This window comes from Streptomyces sp. Pv4-95 (genome assembly GCF_045782725.1).
In the GTDB taxonomy this organism is placed as follows: Bacteria; Actinomycetota; Actinomycetes; order Streptomycetales; family Streptomycetaceae; genus Streptomyces.
Genome location: NZ_CP127172.1, coordinates 6236995 through 6258736, shown reverse-complemented (window position 1 = coordinate 6258736; position 21742 = coordinate 6236995). Strand labels below are relative to the sequence as shown.

Annotated in this window: 18 protein-coding genes; 3 read left to right on the top strand and 15 right to left on the bottom strand. The window is 73.9% G+C overall.

Going from position 1 to position 21742, the window contains the following annotated elements:
* Positions 1-52: 52 nt before the first annotated feature.
* From QOM21_RS27380 to pepN, 3 genes are all read right to left on the bottom strand, one after another.
* Positions 53-1486 (bottom strand): lysine N(6)-hydroxylase/L-ornithine N(5)-oxygenase family protein, encoded by a 1434-nt coding sequence (locus QOM21_RS27380; protein WP_407553667.1) that lies wholly within the window; start codon positions 1484-1486, stop codon positions 53-55.
* Positions 1483-2913, bottom strand: coding sequence for a pyridoxal phosphate-dependent decarboxylase family protein (locus QOM21_RS27375; protein WP_407553666.1), 1431 nt, complete (start codon positions 2911-2913; stop codon positions 1483-1485). Before QOM21_RS27375 ends, QOM21_RS27380 begins: the two co-directional genes overlap by 4 nt.
* A gap of 208 nt (positions 2914-3121) precedes the next feature.
* The gene (pepN, locus tag QOM21_RS27370) at positions 3122-5665 is read right to left on the bottom strand and encodes an aminopeptidase N (protein ID WP_407553665.1); all 2544 of its coding nucleotides are present in this window, start codon (positions 5663-5665) and stop codon (positions 3122-3124) included.
* 170 nt (positions 5666-5835) lie between these two features.
* Between pepN and QOM21_RS27365 the strand changes: the two genes are divergently transcribed.
* Complete coding sequence (locus QOM21_RS27365) at positions 5836-6372, top strand: MarR family winged helix-turn-helix transcriptional regulator (protein WP_407553664.1); 537 nt, start codon at positions 5836-5838, stop codon at positions 6370-6372.
* A gap of 55 nt (positions 6373-6427) precedes the next feature.
* Here QOM21_RS27365 and QOM21_RS27360 read toward each other — a convergent pair whose 3' ends face one another.
* The 11 genes from QOM21_RS27360 to QOM21_RS27310 all read right to left on the bottom strand — a co-directional run bounded on the left by QOM21_RS27360 (position 6428) and on the right by QOM21_RS27310 (position 16811).
* A complete protein-coding gene (locus tag QOM21_RS27360; RefSeq protein WP_407553663.1) occupies positions 6428-7474 on the bottom strand; it encodes a Rieske 2Fe-2S domain-containing protein in 1047 nt (348 codons plus the stop codon).
* Between the two features lie 4 nt (positions 7475-7478).
* Positions 7479-7694, bottom strand: a complete 216-nt coding sequence (locus tag QOM21_RS27355; protein WP_407553662.1) for a recombinase-like helix-turn-helix domain-containing protein — start codon at positions 7692-7694, stop codon at positions 7479-7481.
* Between the two features lie 35 nt (positions 7695-7729).
* A complete protein-coding gene (locus QOM21_RS27350) occupies positions 7730-8665 on the bottom strand; it encodes a PDR/VanB family oxidoreductase (RefSeq protein WP_407555852.1) in 936 nt (311 codons plus the stop codon).
* Between the two features lie 47 nt (positions 8666-8712).
* Positions 8713-10371, bottom strand: a complete 1659-nt coding sequence (locus QOM21_RS27345) for a thiamine pyrophosphate-binding protein (protein ID WP_407553661.1) — start codon at positions 10369-10371, stop codon at positions 8713-8715.
* 42 nt (positions 10372-10413) lie between these two features.
* Entirely contained in the window at positions 10414-11202 is a 789-nt protein-coding gene (locus QOM21_RS27340; protein WP_407553660.1) for an SDR family oxidoreductase, read from the bottom strand.
* Between the two features lie 47 nt (positions 11203-11249).
* Positions 11250-12002: a 3-oxoacyl-ACP reductase family protein gene (locus QOM21_RS27335; protein ID WP_407553659.1), complete on the bottom strand. Its 753-nt coding sequence runs from the start codon at positions 12000-12002 to the stop codon at positions 11250-11252.
* The gene (locus QOM21_RS27330) at positions 12002-12523 is read right to left on the bottom strand and encodes a cupin domain-containing protein (RefSeq protein ID WP_407553658.1); all 522 of its coding nucleotides are present in this window, start codon (positions 12521-12523) and stop codon (positions 12002-12004) included. Before QOM21_RS27330 ends, QOM21_RS27335 begins: the two co-directional genes overlap by 1 nt.
* A 45-nt stretch (positions 12524-12568) precedes the next feature.
* Complete coding sequence (locus QOM21_RS27325; protein ID WP_407555850.1) at positions 12569-13339, bottom strand: alpha/beta fold hydrolase; 771 nt, start codon at positions 13337-13339, stop codon at positions 12569-12571.
* A 107-nt stretch (positions 13340-13446) separates the two neighbouring features.
* A complete protein-coding gene (locus tag QOM21_RS27320; RefSeq protein ID WP_407553657.1) occupies positions 13447-14310 on the bottom strand; it encodes an aspartate dehydrogenase domain-containing protein in 864 nt (287 codons plus the stop codon).
* Positions 14307-15239 (bottom strand): VOC family protein, encoded by a 933-nt coding sequence (locus QOM21_RS27315; protein WP_407553656.1) that lies wholly within the window; start codon positions 15237-15239, stop codon positions 14307-14309. Before QOM21_RS27315 ends, QOM21_RS27320 begins: the two co-directional genes overlap by 4 nt.
* Before the next feature lie 45 nt (positions 15240-15284).
* Entirely contained in the window at positions 15285-16811 is a 1527-nt protein-coding gene (locus QOM21_RS27310) for an aldehyde dehydrogenase family protein (protein ID WP_407553655.1), read from the bottom strand.
* Between the two features lie 351 nt (positions 16812-17162).
* Here QOM21_RS27310 and QOM21_RS27305 point away from each other — a divergent pair, with 351 nt between their 5' ends.
* Entirely contained in the window at positions 17163-18623 is a 1461-nt protein-coding gene (locus QOM21_RS27305; RefSeq protein WP_407553654.1) for an MFS transporter, read from the top strand.
* Between the two features lie 160 nt (positions 18624-18783).
* On the opposite strand, the gene QOM21_RS27300 is transcribed toward QOM21_RS27305, so the two are convergent.
* Positions 18784-19671, bottom strand: a complete 888-nt coding sequence (locus tag QOM21_RS27300) for a helix-turn-helix domain-containing protein (protein WP_393896027.1) — start codon at positions 19669-19671, stop codon at positions 18784-18786.
* A gap of 211 nt (positions 19672-19882) precedes the next feature.
* Between QOM21_RS27300 and QOM21_RS27295 the strand changes: the two genes are divergently transcribed.
* Positions 19883-21694 carry a beta-galactosidase gene (locus QOM21_RS27295; RefSeq protein WP_407553653.1) on the top strand — a complete coding sequence of 604 codons (1812 nt, stop codon included), beginning with the start codon at positions 19883-19885 and terminating at the stop codon, positions 21692-21694.
* Positions 21695-21742: the final 48 nt, after the last annotated feature.

Sequence of the window (21742 nt, the reverse complement as noted above, 5' to 3'; positions counted from 1 at the left end):
GGTGTGGCGTGGGGCGGGTCGCCGGGGTTGTGGCGGCCCGCTCCCGTTGTGGTCAGTGGCGGGGTACCAGTGTGGAGCCCTGGCGGGGTACGGAGCCGGTGGGGCCTGCCGAGGGCTGCGGGAGGCCGAAGGTGGTGAAGGCGGTGCGGCTGGGGAGGGCGTAGGCCGGGGTGTCGGTGAGGGTGTTGAGGATGGTGGCGCTGCGCCAGGCGGCGAGGCCGAGGTCGGGGGCGCCGACGCCGTGGGTGTGGCGTTCGGCGTTCTGGACGTAGACCGAGCCGGTGACGGCGGGGTCGAGGGTGAGGCGGTGGTGGGCGTCGATGCGGGGGCGTCCGGCGTTGTCACGGCGGAGGTAGGGGTCGAGGGCGGCGAGGAGGGTGTCGAGTCGGCGTTCGCGGTAGCCGGTGGCGAGGACGACGGCGTCGGTGGTGAGGCGGGAGCGGGTGCCTTGCTGGGTGTGGTCGAGGTGGAGTTCGATCTTGGTGGTGCCGACGCGTCCGGCGGTGCGTACCGCGACGCCCGGTGTGAGGGTGGCGTCGGGCCAGCCGCCGTGCAGGGTGCGGCGGTAGAGCTCGTCGTGGAGGGCGGCGAGGGTGTCGTGGTCGATGCCCTTGTAGAGCTGCCATTGGCCGGGGACGAGTGCATCGCGGACGCTCTCGGGGAGGGCGTGGAAGTAGCGGGTGTAGTCGGGGGTGAACTGCTCCAGTCCGAGTTTGCTGTATTCCATGGGCGCGAAGGCGGGGGTGCGGGCGAGCCAGTGGAGTTGTTCGCGGCCGGCGGGGCGGGCGCGGAGCAGGTCGAGGAAGATTTCGGCGCCGGACTGGCCCGCGCCGATGACGGTGATGTGGTCGGCGGCGAGCAGGCGTTCGCGGTGGTCGAGGTAGTCGGCGGAGTGCAGGACGGGGACGGTGGGGGCGTCGGCGAGGGGGCGGAGGGGTTCGGGGATGTGCGGGGCGGTGCCGATGCCGAGGACGAGGTTGCGGGCGTAGGTGCGGCCGAGGGCTTCGGCTTCGCCTTCGGTGTCGAGCTGAGTGAAGTCGACTTCGAAGAGTTCGTGTTCGGGGTTCCAGCGGACGGCGTCGATCTGGTGGCCGAAGTGGAGGCCGGTCAGGTGTTGGCTGACCCAGCGGCAGTAGGCGTCGTATTCGGCGCGCTGGATGTGGAAGCGCTCGGCGAAGTAGAAGGGGAAGAGGCGTTCACGGGTCTTGAGGTAGTTGAGGAAGGACCAGGGGCTGGCCGGGTCGGCGAGGGTGACGAGGTCGGCGAGGAAGGGGACTTGGAGGGTGGCGCCGTCGATGAGGAGGCCGGGGTGCCAGTGGAAGTCGGGGCGCTGGTCGTAGAAGGCGGTGCGCAGGTGGGTGAGGGGCTGGGCGAGGGCGGCGAGGGAGAGGTTGAAGGGGCCGATGCCGATGCCTGCGAGGTCGAGGGGGGTCTCGGGGCCGGTGGCGTGGTCGGTGTCGGGGTGTGCGGGAGGGGTGGTGGTCATCGGGGGATGTGGCCTTCCACGAGGTTGAGGAGGGTGGTGAGGTCTCCGGGCTGGGTGTGGGGGTTGAGGAGTGTGACCTTGAGCCGGAGGCCGTCGCTGGTGGCGGCGCGGCCGAGGACGGCGTGCCCGTCGGCGAGGAGGGTGCGGCGGATGGTGGCGAGGGCGGCGTCGTCGGCTCCGGTGGGGCGGAAGAGGACGGTGCTGAGGGTGGGGCGGGAGTGGAGTTCGTAGCGGGGGTGGGCCTCGATGAGATCGGCGAGGGTGCGGGCGGCGTCGAGGGTGCGGTCGACGAGTTCGCCGAGGCCGTGGCGCCCCAGGGCCTTGAGGGTGACGGCGATCTTCAGGATGTCGGGACGGCGGGTGGTGCGCAGCGAGCGGCCGAGGAGGTCGGGCAGGCCGGCTTCGGTGTCGTCGTCGGCGTTGAGGTAGGCGGCGCTGTGGGCGAGGGGCGCGAGGGTGGTGGGGTCGGGGACGGCCAGGAGGCCGGCAGCGACCGGTTGCCAGCCGAGTTTGTGCAGGTCGAGGGTGACGGTGTGGGCGCGGGCGAGGCCGGTGAGGGCGGCTTGGTGGGTGTCGCTGAAGAGCAGTGGCCCGCCGTAGGCGGCGTCGACGTGGAAGCGGGCGCCGTAGTGGTCGGCGAGGTCGGCGAGGGCCGGCAGGGGGTCGATGATGCCGGCGTCGGTGGTGCCGGCGGTGGCGGTCAGCAGGAGGGGGCCGGTGGGGTCGGGGAGGTGGGCGAGGGTGGTGTGGACGGCGTCGGGTGTGAGGATGCCGTCGGGGGTGGGGACGGTGATCGGCTGGGGCAGTCCCATGAGCCAGGCGGCGCGGTGGATGCTGTGGTGGGCGTTGGCGCCGCAGACGATCTGGAGGGGGGCGGCGGGGTCGGCTCGTTGTGCGGGTGTCCCGTGGCGGGTGGCCTCGCGGGCCAGGAGGACGGCGAGTTGGTTGGACTCGGTTCCGCCGGTGGTGACGAGGGCGTCGGGGTCCGTGGCCTGCGGGTAGACCTGGGTGGCGAGTTCGCGGCAGGTGAGGGCCTCCAGTTCGGAGGCGGCGGGTGCCTGGTCCCAGGAGTCCATGGACGGGTTGAGGGCGCTGGCTGCGAGGTCTGCGGCGGTTGCCAGGGCGAGTGGCGGGCAGTGCAGGTGGGCGGCGCAGTGCGGGTCGGCGGGGTCGGCGGCGCCTGCGGCGAGGGTGTGGACGAGGGTGCGGAGCGCCTCGTGGGGCCCGGTGCCGTGGTCGGGGAGCACGGGGCTGCAGGCGTCGCGTACGACTCGGGCGACGGTGTCGGGGCCGCCGGCGGGCAGTGGCCCGGCGCGGTCCTCGGCGCCGGTGGTGAGGGCTTCGAGGACGGTGTCGAGGAGGGGGCGCAGCGCGCGGGGGCCGTTGGTGCCGCCTGCGAGGGCGGTGCCGGCAGGGGGCACGGGCATCAAAGTGCTCTTCTGTATGGGGAGTTCGGGTGGCGGTCGCTCGGACCTTAGGCCGCCCTAAGTTACTTTCCCGGCACGGTGCGTATCCACCGGTCGTGGTGGTACCACCCATACGTGGTACAGAACTGCCGCACGTGTTCGGGTGCCGCCGGCCGCTGCCCCGGCGGCACCCGGTGTTCCGCTCGTCCGTGCTGCCTCGCCGTGGTGGTCAGCCGGCGCCGGGCAGGTCGTGTGCGGCGACGGCCCGTACCTTCAACGCGCGGCGCAGGTCGTCGAGTTGGTCGATGAGTTTGCGGCGCAGGGCCGGGGTGGGGTCGCTCTGGGCGAGGCAGGTCTCGCCGAGGTGGAGGGTGTCGTCCTCGACGAAGGTGGCGGGGAAGGCGTATCGGCCGGCGGCCGCGGCGAGGGCCGGGCCGCGGTGGCGGGCGAGGGCGGGGGCGTCGGTGAAGTAGCGGGCGACGTAGGGGCGGAGCAGGTCGTGCTGTTCGGGTGCCCAGAAGCCGGTGGCGGTGGCGGTGAAGAGGTAGTTGGACAGGGCGGCGTCTTCGTCGGTGGTGAACAGCGCCTGCCAGGCGGCCTGTTTGGCGGCCGGGTCGGGCAGGGCGGCGCGGCAGTGGGCCGCGCCCTCACGGCCGGTGGCGCTGGGGTCGCGGGCGAGTTCGGCGTCGATGGCGTCGGGGGTGGTGGCGCCGAGGACGGCGAGCCTGCCGAGGATGCGCCAGCGCAGTTCGGGGTCGAGGGCGGGGCCGCCGGGGACGCTGCCGTCGTCGAGCCACTCCTGGATGGCGGCGTGGGTGGTGGCGCTGTCGATGAGGGCGCGGACGGCGGTCAGGCGCAGGCCCGCGTGCGGGCCGTGTGCGGGGCCTTCGGTGCGGCGCAGGATGTCGCGGCCGAGGGCGGTGAGGGTCGCGAGGGCCTGGGGCCGTTCGTCGGCGGGGAGGAAGTGGTCGGCGAGTTCGGCGCGGGCGAAGACGAGGACGCCTCTGACGATGGCCAGGTCGGTTTCGTAGGGGAGGTGGTCGCGGGCGGCCTGGAGGTAGGCGGCGGGGGCGAGGTCGCCGTCGCGGACCATGTCGCGGGCGGCGTTCCACACGACGGCTCGGGTGAGGGCGTCGGGCAGTTGGGAGAGGGACTGTGCGGCGGTCTGCCAGGAGCGGGGGTCGAAGCGGACCTTGGCGTAGGTCAGGTCGCCGTCATTGAGGACGAGGAGGTCGGGGACGGGCGTGGGGAAGGTCCGCGCGATGTGTCCTTCGTCCTCGGAGATGTCCAGTTCGTGGCGGTCGCGCAGGGTCAGGCGGCCGGCGCCGGCGAGGTCGCGGTCGTAGACGCCGACGGCGAGCCGGTGCGGGCGGCTGCCGGTGTGGTGGACGTCCAGCCGCCAGCGGTCGCCGTCGACGGAGACGGCGGGGGTGAGGGTGTCGGCACCGGTGGTGCGCAGCCAGCGCTCGGCCCAACCGTGGACGTCGCGGTCGGTGGCGCGGGCGAGGGAGTCGAGGAAGTCGGAGAGTGCGGCGTTGGCGAAGCGGTGCCGGGCGAAGTGGTCGTTGATGCCGGCGAGGAAATCCTTCTCGCCCATCCACGCGACGAGTTGGCGCAGTGCGGAGGCGCCCTTGGCGTAGGAGATGCCGTCGAAGTTCAGCAGGGCGGAGGCGGTGTCGGGGACGTCCTGGGGGGCGGGGGCGACGGGGTGGGTGGAGGGGCGCTGGTCGGCGTCGTAGCCCCAGCCCTTGCGGGCGACGGCGAAGTCCGTCCAGGTGTCGGTGTGGCGAGTGGCCTCGGACAGGACCTGGTAGCCCATGTACTCGGCGAAGGACTCGTTGAGCCAGATGTCGTCCCACCACTGCAGGGTGACGAGGTCGCCGAACCACATGTGGGCCATTTCGTGGGCGATGGTCACGCCGCGGCTCTGGCGTTCGGTGTCGGTGACGGCGGAGCGGAAGATGAATTCGTCGCGGAAGGTGACGAGTCCGGGGTTCTCCATGGCGCCGGCGTTGAACTCGGGGACGAACGCCTGGTCGTAGGAGTCGAAGGGGTAGGGCTCGTCGAAGATCTGGTGGAAGCGGTCGTAGCAGCGGCGGGTGAGGTCGAGGATCTCGTCGGCGTCGGCGTCGAGGTAGGGGGCCAGGGAGCTGCGGCAGTGGATGCCGAAGGGCAGTCCGGCGTGTTCGGTGCGTACGGAGTGCCAGGGGCCGGCGGCGACGGCGACGAGGTAGGTGCTGATGAGGGGGGTGGGGGCGAGGGTCCAGTGGCCGGGGTCGCCCTGGGTGGCGATGCCGTTGCCGAGGACGTGCCACTCGGGGGGTGCGGTGACGGTGAGGGCGAAGACGGCCTTGAGGTCGGGCTGGTCGAAGGCGGCGAAGACGCGCTTGACGTCTTCCATGAACAGCTGGGTGTAGACGTAGGACTCGCCGTCGGCCGGGTCGGTGAAGCGGTGCATGCCTTCGCCGGTGCGGGAGTAGCGCATGGTGGCGGTCAGCCGCAGCTCGTGGGCGCCGGGGGTGAGGCCGGTCAGCGGGAGGCGGTTGCCGGCGAGGGCGGCGGGGTCGAGGGGGTGGCCGTCGAGGGTGGCGGTGTGCAGCTCGGCGGGCTGGATGTCGACGAAGGTGTCGCCGGCGTCGCGCGCGGTGAAGTGGATGACCGTTCGGGAGCCGAAGTGGTCCTCGCCCTGGGTGAGGTCGAGTGCGACCTCGTAGCGGTGGACGTCGATGAGTCGGGCTCGGGTCTGCGCCTCGTCGCGCTGCAGTGCGGGCATGGGGTCATGCTGCCGTACGGCCGGTGGCTTGGGGAGGGGGCCCGGCCCGGGAGGCGGAGGGTGCCGCGCGGCCGGGGAATGTTAGGTACCTGGCTTCTCAGCACTAAAGTTTCGTGGTGAACGGGTACGAGCTCGCGGCCCGGTGGCGGAGCCCGGGGAGGGCGTGGGACATGACGAGGAAGACGACGGCACGGTCGGACGCGGTGGCGTCGATCATCGAGGACTGGCGGCGGGAGCGGCCGGAGCTGGACACCTCGCCGCTGGAGGTGCTGGCGCGGCTGCACCGTACATATCTGCGCTACAGCGCGCGGCTGACCGCTGCGGTGGAGTCGCACGGCCTGTCGGTGGCGGGCTTCGACGTGCTGACGGCGCTGCGCCGGGCGGGCAGGCCGTTCCGGCGTACGGCGGGGCAGTTGGCGGATTCGGGGCTGATCTCGTCGGCGGGGGTGACGCTGCGCATCGACCGGTTGGAGAAGGACGGGCTGATCGTGCGGGAGCGCGATGAGCAGGACCGCCGGGTGGTGCGGTCGCGGCTGACGGAGGAGGGGCTGGCGAAGATCGACGCGTTGTTCGCGGAGCATCTGGAGAACGAGCGGCGGATGCTGGCCGGCCTCTCCCCCGCCGAGTGCCGCCAGTTGGCGCGGCTGCTGTCGAAGCTGGAGCGGTCGATCACCGAGGCGGACCGGGAGGAGCCGGACGGCGGCTGAGCCGGTGGCGCGGGCCGGCCGGTGCGCGGGGGCGGGCCGGCCGGCGGGGTGGGGATCAGGTGGCGAGTGCGGCGGCCTGGCGTTCGGCCTCGGCGCGGTAGAGGCGGCGCAGCCGGACCACGCCGAGGTCGTGCTGGTAGAGGTTCTCGGCCTGGTCGGCGTCGTGCGGGAGGGCTTCGAGCATGGTGCGGTCCTGTTCGAGGACGTGCCAGTGGCGTTCCTCGATGAGGGTGCGGTAGAGGAAGCGCCAGGTGTCGCGCTGCCAGCCGGTGACGCGGCGGTAGCGCCAGAAGAAGACGCCGCTGCGGTCGGCGTCGATGGGGCAGACCATGCCCACGATGCCGAACGGGCCGCCGGGGCCCGCGGACGGCGGGTACGGGATGGACAGGTCGACCCAGTCGACGCCGGTGCGGCACAGTTCGACCCAGTCGAAGTTGACGCCGCGCTGGTCGGTCTTCTCGAAGAAGTAGCCGCGCCCGGTCTCGCGGATACGGAACTTCGCGGTGGTGTCGCCGTCGCCCATGGTGTGCGACTCGTGGTGCAGGAACTGGCCGTGCATGGGGTCGAGGAGGTTCTCCATGCCGTAGCGCCAGGGCACGTTCCACTCGGCGTAGCACAGGAAGGCGTCGGTGCCGGGGTCGGTGAGGGGTTCGGGCAGGGTCAGTTCGCAGGGCTCGGGGTGCTGCGCGTCGCCGAAGTAGGCGAGGATCGCGCCGCCGGTCTCGCGTACCGGGGGGCTGGGGACGAGCTGTTTGCCTTCGAGGGTGCAGCCGGGCAGGCCCGGTACGGAGGTGACGGTGCCGGTGCCGTCGACCTCCACGCCGTGGTACCAGCAGGAGATCCGGTCGCCGAGGTGCCGGCCGAGGGAGAGCCGGGCGCCGCGGTGCGGGCAGCGGTCGGCGAGCATGTGCAGGGTGCCGTCGGCGCGGCGGAAGAGCAGCCAGTGTTCGCCGAGTGCGGTGACCCGGCGCATGCCGCCGGGGGCGACGAAGTGGGACGGGACGACGGGGTGCCACTGGTTGCGCAGTCCGGTGGCGTAGATGCGGTCGGCGACGCTTGAGGTGGTGGCCGCGCCGGGGCCGGTGGTGGGGTTCGTCGTCATGGGGTCACGCTCCCAGTCGGTGCATCTCGTCGCGGAAGGACTGCTCGGTCCAGGGTTTGCCGTCGGGGGCGTGCACCTGGCGGGCGTTGAGGCCCTCGATGACGTCGGCGAGCTCGTGGCCGACATGGGTGAAGATCTCTTCGAGGGTGTGGGCGAGCTTGAACTCGTAGGCGGTGGGCTCGCGGTGGCGGGACTGGTGGATTTCCAGGTACGGGGTCATGGGGGCTCCTGGCGGGTGGGCGGGGTGCGCGCGGGTCACAGGTCGAGGACGAGGCGGTCGCCGGCGCTGCGGGAGACGCAGATCATCAGGGAGGTGTTCGCGGCGCGTTCGGTGTCGCTGAGCAGGAAGTCGCGGTGGTCGGGGGTGCCGTCCAGGACGCGGGTCTCGCAGGTGCCGCAGATCCCGTCGCGGCAGGAGCTCTGCACGGGGACGCCGGCGGCTTCGACGGCGTCGAGGATGCTGGTGCCCTCCTCGACGCGTACGGTGCGGCCGGTGCGGCGGCATTCGACGTCGAAGGCCCGGTCGTCACCGGCGTCGGGTGCCTGGAGGGGCCGGGGCGCGGCGAACCGTTCGGTGCGCAGCCGGTGCGCGAGGCCGAGGGCGGCGCAGCGTTCCTCGACGGCGGTCAGCAGCGGTTCGGGGCCGCAGCAGTAGACGAGGGTGTCGTCGGGGAGGGCGTCGAGGGCGGCGTCGAGGTCGATGTGGCCGTGTTCGTCCTGGGGGTGGAGCCGGTAGTCGCCGCCGGTCACGGTGTCGGCCAGCGCGGTCAGTTCGGCGGTGAAGGCGAGGCTGGTGCGGCGGCGGCCGCCGTGGATCATCCGCCAGGGGACGCCGGCGCGGTGGGCGGCGCGGGCCATGGCGAGGAGCGGGGTGACGCCGATGCCGCCGGCGAGGAAGAGGTAGCGGGCGGCGGGTTCGAGGGCGAAGTGGTTGCGGGGGCCCTGGATCCGCAGGGTGGCGCCGGGGCGCAGGGTGGTGTGGATATGGGCGGAGCCGCCGCGTGAGGTGGTGGTGTGCAGGACGGCGATGCGGTAGCGGCCGGTGTCCCGGGGGTCTCCGCACAGGGAGTACTGGCGGAGGTGTCCGCCGGCTTGGACGTCGATGTGGGCGCCGGGCTCCCAGTCGGGCAGCGGCGTGCCGTCGGGGTGGATGAGCTCGATGGCCAGGACGTCGTCGGCTTCCCAGGTCATGCGGTGGACGAGCAGGTCGAGGGCGGGTTCGGGCACGGTCGTCCTCCTTACCGGGCGGCGGGCAGTGCGACGGGCGGGGTGAAGGGGGTCTTCATCGGGCCGAGGGCGGTGAGGTCGACCTCGACGAGCGTCGGTCCTTCGCTCGCGGTGGCGGCGGCGAGGACCGGGGCGGCGTCGTCCGGGGCGGCGATCCGGGCGTAGGGCAGGCCGGTGGCGTGGGCGAGGGCGACGAAGTCGGGGGTGGCCAGGTCGACTCCGGAGCGGCGGTCGAAGTAGCGGTCCTGCATGTTGCGCAGGACGCCGTAGCCGCCGTCGTTGAAGACAACGAGGGTCAGCCGGGGGCGTTCCTGGGCGAGGGTGAGGAGTTCGCCGAGGTGGACGGCGAGGCCGCCGTCGCCCGCCATGACGAGGGTGGGGGTGTCGGGGTGGGCGAGGGCGGCGCCGATGCCCATGCCCAGGCCCTGGCCGATGCCGCCGCCGCGCGGGAAGACGTTGGTGTGCGGGTGGTAGATCTCCAGGAGGCGGTTGCCCCAGCTGCTGGCGGGGACCGTGACATCGCGGGCGATGACGGCGGTGCGGGGCAGCGCGGCGCGGATCGCGTCGCAGATCGCGGCCTGCGGGCCGATCTGGTCGCGCAGGGCGGCGCGGACCGCCTCGCGGACGTCGCGGACGCGGGCGGTCCAGGCGCCGTCGGCGGCCCGCCCGCCCGTGGGCGGTGCGTCGGCGAGGCGCTGCCGCAGCGCGGTGAGGGTGGCGGCGGCGTCGCCGTGCAGGGTGAGTGCGGCGGGGTAGCTGCGGCCGAGGGCGGCCGGGTCGTGGTCGATCTGGAGGTGCGCGGCGGGCAGCCGCAGGCTCCAGTCGGCGGTCTCGTTGGAACGGAAGTGGGTGCCGATGCTGAGCAACAGATCGGCCTCCGCGAGGAGTTCGCGGCCCGCGGGTGTGGTGGCGAAGTTGCCGACGCACCGGTCGTGGTCCTCGGGGACGGCGCCGCGGCCGGAGTTGCTGGTGACCAGACCCGCGTTCAACTCCGCGAGCAGTGCGGTGAGTTCGGGTCCTGCCGTGGTGGCGCCGCCGCCGGCCCACAGCAGCGGGCGGCGGGCGGCGGCGAGCAGCCGCGCGGCCTCGTCCAGGGCGGCCGGTGCGGGCAGCGGCGGCGCCGCGGGCGCGGGTGCCGCGGGCAGTTCGGCCGGGTCCTGGGCCGCGTACTGGAGGTCGATGGGCCATTCGACGCTGGCGGGCCCGCCGGCCGGCCCCAGGGCGTGGGCGGCGGCCGCCCGCAGGACGGCGCCGGCGCTCGCCGCGTCGGGGACGGTGGCGGCGTGGGAGCTGACCGCCCGCAGCATGCCGAGCTGGTCGCGGGTCTCGTGGATGAAGCCGCGGCCGGCGCCCAGGTGTGCGCTGTCGATCTGTCCGGTGATGTGCAGCACGCGGCTGCCGGTGCTGAGGGATTCGATCAGCGAACCGGCGGCGTTGCCGGCGCCGGTGCCCGTGCTGGTCAGCGCGCAGCCGAGGCCGTCGCGGGCCCGGCCGTGGCCGTCCGCGGCGTTCACGGCGGTGGCCTCGTGGCGTACGGGCACGAACCGCAGGTCGCGGTCGACGGCTTCGACGAGCGGCAGGTTGTGCACGCTGACGACGCCGAAGACGGTGTCGACGCCGAGGTCGCGCAGGAGGGCGACGAGCAGATCGCCGCCGTTGGGCTGGGGCATGGAAGCGGGCTCCTGAAGGAGGTGGGAGGGCGGAGGGCGGGGTCAGGCGACGGAACGGCCGACGCCGCCGCAGACGTCGATCGTGGTGCCGGTGATGTACGAGGCGCGGGGGGCCAGCAGGGTCAGCACGGCGTAGGCGACCTCGTCGGCGCGGCCCAGCCGGCCCAGGGCGACGCCGCGGTCGGCGGCGAGGCGGGCCTGCCACCGGTCGTAGGGCTCGGTGGTGCCGGAGGCGGCGTGCCGGCGGGTCCACTGGCCGGTGTCGATCAGGCCGAGGCAGACGGAGTTGACGCGGATGCCGTCGGCGGCGAGTTCGCGGGAGAGGGACTTGGAGAGGTTGAGGATGCCGGCGCGGGCGGCGCTGGTGGTGATCAGGCGCGGTTCGGGCTGTTTGGCGAGGACCGCGTTGATGTTGACGACGGCGGGGGCCGAGGAGGCGCGGAGCGCGGGCAGCGCGGCGTGCAGCGGGTGGAGCACACCGGCGAACTTCAGCTCCAGTTCGTCGCGCCAGTCCTCCGCGGTGGTCTCGGCGAACGGCTTCATCCGGGACTGCCCGGCGTTGTTGACGAGGCCGTCCAGGCCGCCGAAGTGGTCGGCGGCGCGTCGGACGAAGGCGGCGGTGGCGTCGGCGTCGCGGACGTCGCAGGAGCCGGTGAGCAGTTGGCCGCTCTTGGCGCCGAGTTCCGCGGCGGCCGCGGCGAGGATCTCGGGGTTGCGGGCGCAGGTGGCGACGCGGGCGCCCTCCGCGAGCAGGGCGCGGACCGTGGCCAGGCCGACGCCCGAGCTGCCGCCGGTGACGAGTACGGTGCGTTCGGCCAGGCCGAGGTCCATGGGGTGTCCTCCGGACGGTGGTGCGGTGGTGGGTGGTGAGCGGCGGGTCAGTGCATGGTGAATCCGCCGTTGACGGCGATGAGTTGGCCGGTGAGGTAGCCGGACTCCGGGCCGAGCAGGAAGGCGATGACGCCGACCAGGTCGTCCGGGGTCTGGGGGCGGCTGATGGCGCGGTTGAGGCGGTAGAGGTCGTGCCGGTCGGCGGGGATGCGGACCGTCGACTCGCTCTCGGTGAGGCCGGGGGCGACCGCGTTGACGGTGACGCCCAGGTCGCCGGTCTCCCGGGCCATCGCCCGGGTGAGGGCGATGACCGCTCCCTTGGAGGCGATGTAGTGCGCGAGGCGCGGGGAGCCGTACAGGGCGGCGTCCGATGCGAGGTGCACAATGCGTCCGCTGCCGGTGGCGGTGAGCTGGGGCAGCAGGGCGCGCGAGACGAGCCAGGGGCCGCGGGCGTTGACCGCCATGATGCGGTCCCACTCGTCGACGTCGATCTCGTGGAAGGGCTTCCCGCCGACCGCGTCGGCCAGCCCCGCGTTGTTGACCAGGCCGTGCAGCGGGCCGAGTGCGGCGACCTCCCGGGCGAGCCGGTCGACGGACGCGGGGTCGGCGACGTCGACGGGGACGGCGTGCGCGTCGAGGCCCTCGGCGCGCAGCCCTTCGGCGGCGCTCCGGCCGCGCTCCGGGTCGAGTTCGGCGATCACCACTCGGTGTCCGTCGGCCGCGACCCGGCGGGCGGTGGCCAGTCCCAGTCCGCGGCCGGCGCCGGTGACGACGACGGTGCGGGACGGTGCGGCGGCCATCAGTCGCGGGTGACGCCGTGCATCGGCGAGTGCTCGGGGTAGGTGGGGACCTGCGGCTTGCGGGTGCCGATGACGACGCAGAACAGGGCGTCGGTGTCGCCCTCGTTCTTGAGGCTGCGGGCGACGCCGGCCGGCACCACGATCATGTCGCGGTAGCCGAGCGTGCGGTACTCCGCTTCGCCCTCGCCGCGGTGGATGCCGACCCGGACCTCGCCCTCCAGGACGAAGAAGGCTTCCTCGACGTCGTGGTGGGTGTGCTCGGGGCCCTCGGCGCCGGGCGGCAGCAGCATGTTGGAGAACGTGAAGCCGCCGGAGGGCAGGATGTGGTTGTCGCCCTCGTGGTTGCCGGTGGCGCCGGAGCCGACGTAGCGGATCTGGGCCCTGCGGTACTGGTCGCCGGCCTTGGCCTGGAAGGCGAGGGTGTTCCAGTCGGGCTCGCGGGAGTCCTTGGTGGCGATGAGGGAGTCGGTGTAGCGGGCGAGGTCGCCGCCGTTGTCGTACTCGGTGGTGGTGAGGGGCATGGTCGTCTCCTTGACGGGTGTACGGGTCGTGCGGGGATACGGGGGCTATTCGGGGATGCGGGCGGTGATCCGCAGGTGGGAGTGGACCCAGGCGTTGAAGGCCGCGGGCCGCTCCTGGTTGGCGAGGTGGCCGGCGCCGGCCACGATGACGAACACGGCGGTGGGCAGGGCGCCGGCGATCAGCTGGCTCGCCTCGACGCCGGTGACGTGGTCCCGGTCGCCGCAGAGCACCAGCGTCGGCGCGGTGACGGTGGGCAGTTGCGGGCGCAGGTCGGTGGCGGCCATCGACTCCGCGGCCCAGGCGTAGCCGGGCAGCCGTACGGCGTCGGCCATGGTCGCGGTGACCCGGTGGACGAGGTCCTGTGGTGCCCGGTCGGACACGAGCCGGGGGGCGCGGGCGCGGGCGAAGGCGTCGGGGCCCCGGCTCGCGAGGTCGGCGGCGCGCCGGCGCATCGCGGCGGCCTTGTCCGGGTCGGTGCCGGAGCCCGCGCTGCTGTCGGCGACGATGAGGCCGGCGACGAGGTCGGGATGGCGGGCGGCGAGGCGCAGGGCGATGACGCCGCCCCAGGAGACGCCGAGGACGTGGGCGGGTCCGCCGTGGCGCCGGATGAGGGCGGCGGCGGTGTCCGCGTAGCCGTCCAGGCCGGGGGGTCGCGCCGGGTCAGCGGAGCGGCCGTAGCCGGGTGCGTCCCAGGCCATGACCCTCATATGGGCGGACAGGGCGTCGAGTTGGGGGGCGAAGGCGGCGGACGAGGAGCCGATGCCGTGCAGGCAGAGCAGCAGGGGGCCGTGGTCGCCGGCCTGCTCGACGTGCAGCCCCTCGAGGCCGGGGTCGGCCGGGTGGGCCGTGGCGGCCGCGGGTGCTTCCGTGCCCCCGGGCTCGGTCACGGCTCCGGATCCCGCGCGGGTTGGGTGCCCGGCGCTCACAGGATCTGCCCCGTACGTCCGGTGAGCGCGGCCAGGCTGCGCAGCACGGCATGGGGCACGACCTGGCTGGTGGCGGGGTTGCCCGGGTCGGGGCGGTGGCGTACGTCGAAGCGGTAGTCGCCCATGGCGCCGCGGGCCTCGATGACATGCCGGGTGAGGGTGGCCGCCGGATCGGCGACGACGCTGACCGCCACCCGGTCCGGGTCGCCGACGGCGAGCGCCACGGACGCGGCGACGTTCGTCGAGCGGGGGAACTTCGCCGGCACCTCGCGCGCGGTGCCCCGCATGACCTCGACGGGCCCGGTCGCGGTGCGCATGCGACGCAGCAACTCCGCGTCCATCCAGGGCTGTTCGAGAGTTCCGGGGAGCTTGGTGGTGGTCAGGCGCACCTCGTCGAGGGGGCCGAGGGCGCGGACGGCCTGCAGGAGGTCGAGGCCGCCGACGGCGCCGCCGGTGAAGTAGACCCGGCCGGGCCCTGCGTCCAGAAGGCGGCGGGTGAGGTCGGGGTCGGTGAGCGCGCCGGTGGAGGTGATCAGCAGGTCGGCGCCCGAGGCGAGGACCCGGGTGCCCCATTCGCGGATGACGGCCTGGCCGGCCGCCTCGACGATGAGGTCGCAGGAGTCCAGGGCGTCCTCGACACCGCACTGCGGCGCGGGCACGTCACCCAGCGGCCGGTTGTCGACGATGCGGGTCAACTCCGCGCCCGGCAGGTCGCCTTCGGCGAGGGAGTGGCCGACGACCCGGCCGATGGCGCCCCAGCCGACGAGTCCGACGCGGCGGACGGCACGGGCCGGGGCGGCGGACAGCGGCCCGGCCGGCCGGGCGGGGGCAGGGGCGGCGGGAGAGGAGGGGGCGGTCATGCGGTCACCTCGGGGGCGGTGGTGAGCGGTCCGGGGTCGGGGGTGCCCGCCATGTGCCGGCGGATCTCGGCGGACGGCGGTCCCGCGGTGCCCCAGAGGTCGGAGAGTTCGGGGGTGCGCCGCCAGACCCGGGCGATCCAGGCGTCCTCGACGATCTGGGCGACCTCGGAGGTGTATTCGCAGACCAGCCCGGAGGGGTCGGTGAAGTAGGCGAAGGTGTTGTCCCCGGGGCCGTGCCGCCCCGGGCCCCACTGCGGGACGACGCCGTGGTGGCGCAGCCGGCCCAGTCCGCGCATGAAGTGGTCGACGGAGGTCATCTCGTACGCGACGTGGTTGAGCGAGGTCCATCCGGCCTGGTTGAAGGCGATGCAGTGGTGGTCGGCGTTGCAGCGCAGGAAGGCCATCTGGTGCTCGGACCAGTCGGAGACGCGCAGGCCGAGGACGTCGGTGTAGAAGGCGACGGCGGCGTCGATGTCGGTGGTGTTGAGGACGGTGTGGGTGACGCCGACGGGCACCGCCGCGTCCCGCCCGCGTGGGGCGACGGCTTCCACCTGCGCGCTGAGCTCCAGCAGCCGGCCCTCGGGGTCGGTGAAGCGCAGCCCGTAGCCGCCGCCGATCTGGTCGAGCGGGCCGGGGCCGTGCAGCGGGGTGATGCCGCGGGCGAGCAGGCGGCGGGCGGCCTCGTCGATCTCGGCGGGGGTGGCGACGGCGAAGCTGATCTTGCCGAGGCCGGTGCGCTCGGCGCGGGTGAGGCCGAGGACGTGGTGCTCGGCGCCGGTGCCGCGCAGCCAGCCGGCCGTGCCGGGTTCGGTGGCGACGACCTCCAGGCCCCAGACCTCGCGGTAGAAGTCGGTGGCCTCGGTGAGGGCGGGGGTGAGCAGTTCGACGGCGCGCAGCGCGCGGAGCCTGGCGAGGGGCTCGTGCGGCATCGGTTCCGGTCTCCTTCGGGTGGGTGGTGGTACGGGCCGGCCGGGTCAGCCCAGGGCCCACGGCAACGGGTCGGAGGCGGTGCCCCAATAGAGGCTCTTCTGGCGCTGGTAGGCGCGGAGGCCGTCGCAGCCCTTCTCGCGGCCGAGGCCGCTGTCCTTCATGCCGCCGAAGGGGGTGGAGCTGCTGAACTGCTTGTAGGTGTTGACCCAGACCGTTCCGGCGTCGATACGGCGGGCGAGCCGCCAGGCGGTGGCTGCGTTGCGGGTCCACAGTCCGCAGGCCAGGCCGTAGACGGTGTCGTTGGCCTGGGCGACGAGGTCGTCCTCGTCGTCGAAGGGCAGCGCGACCAGGACCGGGCCGAAGATCTCCTCCTGGCAGGCAGGGGCGGAATGCGGCAGGCCGTCCAGGACGGTGGGCAGATAGTAGGCGCCGTCGCGGTAGCGCTCGCCCTCGGGCGGTGCGCCGCCGCAGAGCACGCGGGCGCCGTCGGCGCGGGCCCGGTCGACGTAGGCGGCGACGCCGTCGCGGTGACGGTGGTGGACGAGGGGGGCGACCTGGGCGGCCGGGTCGGTCCCGGGGCCGACGCGCAACTCCTGTGTGCGGGCGACGAGTTCGCCGAGGAAGGCGTCGTAGCGGGAGCGGGCGACGAACAGCCGGGAGCCGGCGATGCAGCTCTGCCCGCTGGAGGAGAAGATGCCGAACATCACTCCCGCCAGGGCCTGTTCGAGGTCGGCGTCCTCCAGGACGACGGTCGGGGACTTGCCGCCGAGTTCCAGGGAGACCGGCATGAGCTTGTCGGCCGCGGTGTGCGCGATGGCGCGTCCGGTGCGGGTGCCGCCGGTGAAGGTGATCTTGCCGACGGCGGGATGCCGCACGATCGCGTCGCCGGTGACCGCGCCGGGCCCGGGCAGGACGGACAGCAGCCCGGTGGGCAGCCGCGCCTCGACCAGCGCCTGTCGCACGATCCGGCCGAGCGCGAGGGCCACCAGCGGGGTCCATTCCGCGGGCTTGAGGAGTACGGCGTTGCCGGCGGCGAGCGCGGGCGCGAGCTTCTGGGCGTCACTGGCGATCGGTGAGTTCCAGGGGGTAATGGCGCCGATGACACCGATCGGCTCGTGCAGGCTCAGGGTGACGTAGTCGCCGCGGGCGGGCGTGAGGGCGTCCTCCGCGGTCTCCAGGGCGGCGGCGGTGTAGCGGAAGGTGGCCGCCGCGCTGTGGACCAGGGCGAGCGTCTCACCTCGGCACTTTCCGGTGTCGGCGGTCTGGAGATCCGCCAGGCGCGCGGCCGCCGCCTCGACGAGATCGGCGATGCGGTGCAGCAGCCGGGCCCGGCGGTGGGCCGGCAGGCGTCGCCAGGCGGGGTCGGCGGCGGCCCGCGCGGCGCGGCGGGCGGCCTCGTCGACATCGGCCGCGTCGGCGCCGCGCAGCACGGCGAGGGTGCGTCCGGTGGCGGGGTCGACGGTGTCGACGGGTGCGCCGCCGCCGGGCCGCCACTCCCCCGCGATCAGGACTTCGTCCGGGGTGCGCTCCGGTGCGGGCACCAGGTGCTCCGTCGGCTCTTCGACGGTCATCCGCGGCCTCCTGAGGGCGACTTGGGCGAGGTGGGGTGGCTGGCACGGGGGCTCTCGACCGAGGGTCGGGACCCGCCGCTTTGCTTCAGCGCTAGAAATCTAAGCACTTAACTATTTCCTGACAAGACCCGAGCCGGGAAAAAGTTCGGTTGGTCAAACCCTTGACGCACACACCCCCCAGGTCGGTAGAACTTAAGCCCTTAGAAACTTTGCGCTTACGGACGGTGCGCCACCGAGTGAGATCCCCGCACTGCCCGCGCCCCGCCCGGCCCTCTCTCGCCCCCTCGCCCCTCGCCCCCTCTCCCCCCTTGTCCCTCACCCGCCGTCCGCGCGGGTCTGGAGGAATCCCGGATGAGCCTCGACGCCTCCCCGGAGCGCGACGCCGACGTCACCCGCGCCGACATCGCCGCCCGGTTCGAACGTCTCCCGCTGTCCCGCTGGCACGTCACCGTCCGCGTCGTCATCGGCGTGGTGACCTTCTTCGAAGCCTTCGACCAACTGCTGATCGCCTATGCGATGCCCGAGCTGCGCCAGGAATGGAGCCTGTCCACCGCGGAGTCCACCCTCGTGCTGACCATCGGGTCGGTCGGGATGCTGATCGGCGCGCTCTTCTCCGGCCGGATGGCCGACCGGATCGGCCGCGTCAAGGTCATCGCCCTGTGCATCGGCGTCTCCGGCGTGGCCTCCCTCGCCCTCGCCGCCAGTCCCGGCCCGACCCCTTTCACACTGCTGCGCTTCGTCCAGGGCCTCGCCATCGGCGGCGAGGTGCCCGTCGCGGCCACCTTCATCAGCGAGATCACCCGCAGCCACGGCCGCGGCCGCTTCGTCCTGCTCTACGAGCTGGTCTTCCCCGCCGGTCTCACCCTCGGCGCGCTGTGCGCGGCCTGGATCGTGCCGGTCCTGGGCTGGCGCTGGATGTACGCGCTCGCCGCACTCCCCGGCCTGCTCTGCCTCCTCGTCCGGCGCACGGTGCCCGAATCGCCGCGCTGGCTCGCCGACCGCGGACGGCTGCGGGAGGCCACCGAGACGATGGCGCTGATCGAGACCAAGGTGGCCGCCGCGACGGGGCAGCCGCTGCCGCCGGTGGGGGCCGCCCCGGGCACCGGCACTCCCGAGCACCCCGACCACCCGCTGGTCACCGCCCTGCGGACCACGGCGCCCGCCGCACCTGCGACACCGGCCGAGCGCGCCGCCACCGGCCTGCGCGGCCTGTTCACCGGCCGCTACCGACGCCGCACCCTCGTCGTCGGCACCCTCTGGTTCACCGGCTACTTCGTGAACTACGGCATCACGTCCTGGCTCCCGACCATCTACGGCACCCGGTTCGGCCTCGCGCTCCCCGACGCGCTGCTCTACTCCACCGTCACATCCGTCGCCGGCCTGCTCGGCTGCCTCCTGGCCGCGCTCACCGTCGACCGGATCGGCCGGCGCCGGATCTTCGCGCTCTTCCTCGGCGGCGCGGCGGCCGTCCTGCTCGTGCTCGCCGTGCTCGGGGCGCGCACACCGGTCCAGGTGCTGCTGTGGACCTCGCTCGCGGCGGTCTGCTTCTTCGGGTCCAACATCAGCCTCTACCTCTACACACCGGAGCTGTATCCGACGCGGATGCGTGCCCTGGGCTGCAGCGTCGGCGGCGCCCTCAACCGGATCGGCGTGATCCTCGGCCCGGTGCTGGTCGGCGCGGTCTACGCGGGCGGCACCGGCCTGCCCACGGTCTTCGTGATGCTGGGCGCGGTCGCCCTGGCCGGCGCCATGGTCGCCGCGGTGTTCGCCGAGGAGACCACCGACCGGCCACTGGAGGAGGTCTCCCCCTGAAGCGGCTGCCCGGCGGAGCCGAGCGGCAGGTCACACGGTGGCCGGCCGCACGGGGACGCCGGGCTTCCGGCCGTCCGGCGGCGGCCGCAGCGCATGCCGGTCGGAAGCCGGACGGACGGCGGGGCCGCGTCGCACGGGTGCCGTCACGCCCCCGCCGCGGTCAGGTGCTGTGTCCGCTGACCAGCGGCGGATTGTCCGGGTCGGGGATCTGGGTGGACCAGCCGCCGGGCACGCTGCGGACCTGGCGGTCGCGGAAGCGGACCGGCGCGGTACCGACCCGGCGGGTGAACAGCCTGCTGAAGTACGCCGGATCGTCGTAGCCGACCCGGCGGGCCACCGCGGCGACCGGGAGGTCCGTACCCACCAGCAGTTCCTTGGCCCGCCCCAGCCGGATGCCCAGGAGGTAGTCCTTGGGGCTGCACCCCGCGCCCCGTCGTACGGCCGTCCGCAGCTCCGCGGGCGTCATGCCGTGCCGGGCCGCGTGTTCGGCCACCGACAGCGGCAGGAACGCGTCCCGCGCCAGCGCCTGGAGCACCGGGTCGCCGTCGGCGTCCGTGTCCGCGCGTGCCCGCCGCAGCACGACGAGGAGTTCGTGGACGACCGCCGAGGTCTCCACCTCCAGCAGCGGATTGCCGCGGCGCGCCGCGCGGGCGATCCGGCCGACGGCGGCGCGGGCCGGGCCGGTGTCGGCGAGCGGCACCACCGGCCGGTCCGGCTCGATGTAGCCCAGCTCGGTGTAGGTGTCGGCGGCGGGCCCCGTGAAGTCGACGAAGCTCTCGTCCCAGCCGGTCTCGGGGTCGGCCCCGTAGTGGTGCGGGACGCCCGGCAGGATCCACAGCAGCGCGGGGGCGGTGACCGCCAGGCGGGAGCCGTCCGGGGCGGTGAACCAGCCGCGGCCCGCGCTGATGACGATGGCGACGTGGTGGTCGAGGGTGCGCGGCCCGACGGTCGGCAGTGCGCCGTGCTGGAGCCCGACGCCCAGGCAGACCAGACCGAGCCGGTGGTGGGCCGGGCTCGGAGTGAAGTACCGCATCCAGGTGTGGTACACGCCCGGGCCTCCCGTCGCCGTGGTCCCCGCGGTGGCGGACCTGCCGGGCCCACCGCGGCGCTCGTGCCGCTCCGTCCAAACAGTGCCGATCTTTGTCCATGGACCGCCGCACCGCCAGAGGGCGAGGGTGACCGGTGAGCGTGCGCGACGGGTGTGACCGGCGGGCGCGGTACGCGAGTCGGCAGCACAGCGAGGAACGAGGCGGGAATCCGTGGCGCAGTTCGTGGTGGGCGAGCGGGACTTCATGCTGGACGGGCGGCCGCTGCGCCTGCTGTCCGGTGCGCTGCACTACTTCCGGGTGCACGAGGCGCAGTGGGGCCACCGGCTGGCGATGCTCCGCGCGCTGGGTCTGAACTGCGTGGAGACGTACGTACCGTGGAATCTGCACGAGCCGCGGCCCGGTATGTTCCGCGACCCGGAGGCGTTGGGCCGCTTCCTGGACGCGGCGCAGGCGGCGGGGCTGTGGGCGATCGTCCGGCCGGGTCCGTACATCTGCGCGGAGTGGGAGAACGGCGGGCTGCCGGAGTGGCTGACGGGGCCGCTGGGCCGTCGGGTGCGGACCCGGGACGCGGCGTATCTGCGGGCCGTGGACGCCTGGTTCGCGCGGCTGTTGCCGCAGGTGGTGGCGCGGCAGTGCACCGAGGCATCGGGGCCGGGCGGTCCGGGCGGCGGTCCGGTGATCATGGTGCAGGTGGAGAACGAGTACGGCTCGTACGGCAGCGATGCGGAGTATCTGGCGCATATCGCGGAGTCGCTCCGCGGCCACGGGGTGCGCGTACCGCTGTTCACCTCGGACGGCCCCGAGGATCACATGCTGACCGGCGGCTCCGTGCCCGGCGTGCTCGCGACGGCGAATTTCGGGTCCGGTGCGCGGGAGGCGTTCGCGACGCTGCGCCGGCATCAGCCGGACGGGCCGCTGATGTGCATGGAGTTCTGGTGCGGCTGGTTCGCGCACTGGGGGCGACGTGATGTGCCGCGCCCTCCGGAGGACGCCGCGGCGGCACTGCGGGAGATCCTGGAGTGCGGTGCGTCGGTCAACCTCTACATGGCGCACGGCGGCACCAGCTTCGGCGGCTGGGCGGGCGCCAACCGCGCCGGTGAGCTGCACGACGGGGAGCTGGAACCCACCGTCACGTCGTACGACTACGAGGCGCCGATCGACGAACGCGGCCGTCCGACGGAGAAGTTCTGGCGGTTCCGGGAGGTGCTGGCCGAGTTCGCGGACGGGCCGCTGCCGGAGCTGCCCGAGCCGGTGCGGGCGCTGGCCGCCCCGGTGCCCGCGGTGGTGGCGGAGTGGGCGCCGGCCGAGGACGTGCTGGAGATCCTCGGGGGCCCGGAGGTGACGTCCGGGGTCCCCGCCACGTTCGAGGAGTTGGGCGTGGACCGGGGCGTGGTGCGCTACCGCGTCGAGGTGCCGGGGCCGCGCGGCAGGTACCCGCTGCGGGTGCGGGGGCTGCGGGACCGGGCGGCCGTGTCGGTCGACGGGGTGCGCGGGCCGGCGGCGGCCGACGAGGACGCACTGGTCGCGGAGGTGGCGGGCCCGGCTTCGGTGGAGCTGTGGGTGGAGTCCTTGGGGCGCGTCAATTACGGCCCGCGGCTGGCGGAGTCCAAGGGCATCACCGGCGGGCTGCTGCACGAGCGGCAGTATCTGCACGGTGTCCGGGCGCGCGGGCTGCGGCTGGACGCCCTGGAGGATGCCGGTGCGCGGGCCGGGATCCCCTACCGCTCCGTGCCGGCGGCCGGCGGTCCGGCGGCCGCCGGGTTCTACCGGGGCACGCTGACGCTGACCTGCCGCCCGGGGGACGCCGATCTGGCGCTGCCGGGCTGGACCCGCGGCTTCGCCTGGATCAACGGCTTCAATCTGGGCCGGTATTGGGACGTCGGACCGCAGCGTGCCCTGTTCGTGCCCGGCCCGGTGCTGCGCGAGGGCGAGAACGAGCTGCTGCTGTGGGAGCTGGAGAGCGCACCGCCCCTCACAGGGGAAGGGGCGGCGTCGCCGGGCCTGTATCCCTGCGCGGGCTGAGGCCGCCGGGGCCGGAGAGGAAGGGGCGGGCCCCTGCGGGCCCGCCCC

What these genes read in the sequence shown, in the direction of transcription:
- QOM21_RS27360 (WP_407553663.1), bottom strand. Translation starts at nt 7,474, where the DNA reads ATGACGACGAACCCCACCACCGGCCCCGGCGCGGCCACCACCTCAAGC.
- QOM21_RS27335 (WP_407553659.1), bottom strand. Translation starts at nt 12,002, where the DNA reads ATGGCCGCCGCACCGTCCCGCACCGTCGTCGTCACCGGCGCCGGCCGC.
- QOM21_RS27350 (WP_407555852.1), bottom strand. Translation starts at nt 8,665, where the DNA reads ATGACCTGGGAAGCCGACGACGTCCTGGCCATCGAGCTCATCCACCCC.
- QOM21_RS27340 (WP_407553660.1), bottom strand. Translation starts at nt 11,202, where the DNA reads ATGGACCTCGGCCTGGCCGAACGCACCGTACTCGTCACCGGCGGCAGC.
- QOM21_RS27380 (WP_407553667.1), bottom strand. Translation starts at nt 1,486, where the DNA reads ATGACCACCACCCCTCCCGCACACCCCGACACCGACCACGCCACCGGC.
- QOM21_RS27345 (WP_407553661.1), bottom strand. Translation starts at nt 10,371, where the DNA reads ATGCCCCAGCCCAACGGCGGCGATCTGCTCGTCGCCCTCCTGCGCGAC.
- QOM21_RS27330 (WP_407553658.1), bottom strand. Translation starts at nt 12,523, where the DNA reads ATGCCCCTCACCACCACCGAGTACGACAACGGCGGCGACCTCGCCCGC.
- pepN (WP_407553665.1), bottom strand. Translation starts at nt 5,665, where the DNA reads ATGCCCGCACTGCAGCGCGACGAGGCGCAGACCCGAGCCCGACTCATC.
- QOM21_RS27310 (WP_407553655.1), bottom strand. Translation starts at nt 16,811, where the DNA reads ATGACCGTCGAAGAGCCGACGGAGCACCTGGTGCCCGCACCGGAGCGC.
- QOM21_RS27355 (WP_407553662.1), bottom strand. Translation starts at nt 7,694, where the DNA reads ATGACCCCGTACCTGGAAATCCACCAGTCCCGCCACCGCGAGCCCACC.
- QOM21_RS27375 (WP_407553666.1), bottom strand. Translation starts at nt 2,913, where the DNA reads ATGCCCGTGCCCCCTGCCGGCACCGCCCTCGCAGGCGGCACCAACGGC.
- QOM21_RS27365 (WP_407553664.1), top strand. Translation starts at nt 5,836, where the DNA reads ATGACGAGGAAGACGACGGCACGGTCGGACGCGGTGGCGTCGATCATC.
- QOM21_RS27315 (WP_407553656.1), bottom strand. Translation starts at nt 15,239, where the DNA reads ATGCCGCACGAGCCCCTCGCCAGGCTCCGCGCGCTGCGCGCCGTCGAA.
- QOM21_RS27305 (WP_407553654.1), top strand. Translation starts at nt 17,163, where the DNA reads ATGAGCCTCGACGCCTCCCCGGAGCGCGACGCCGACGTCACCCGCGCC.
- QOM21_RS27320 (WP_407553657.1), bottom strand. Translation starts at nt 14,310, where the DNA reads ATGACCGCCCCCTCCTCTCCCGCCGCCCCTGCCCCCGCCCGGCCGGCC.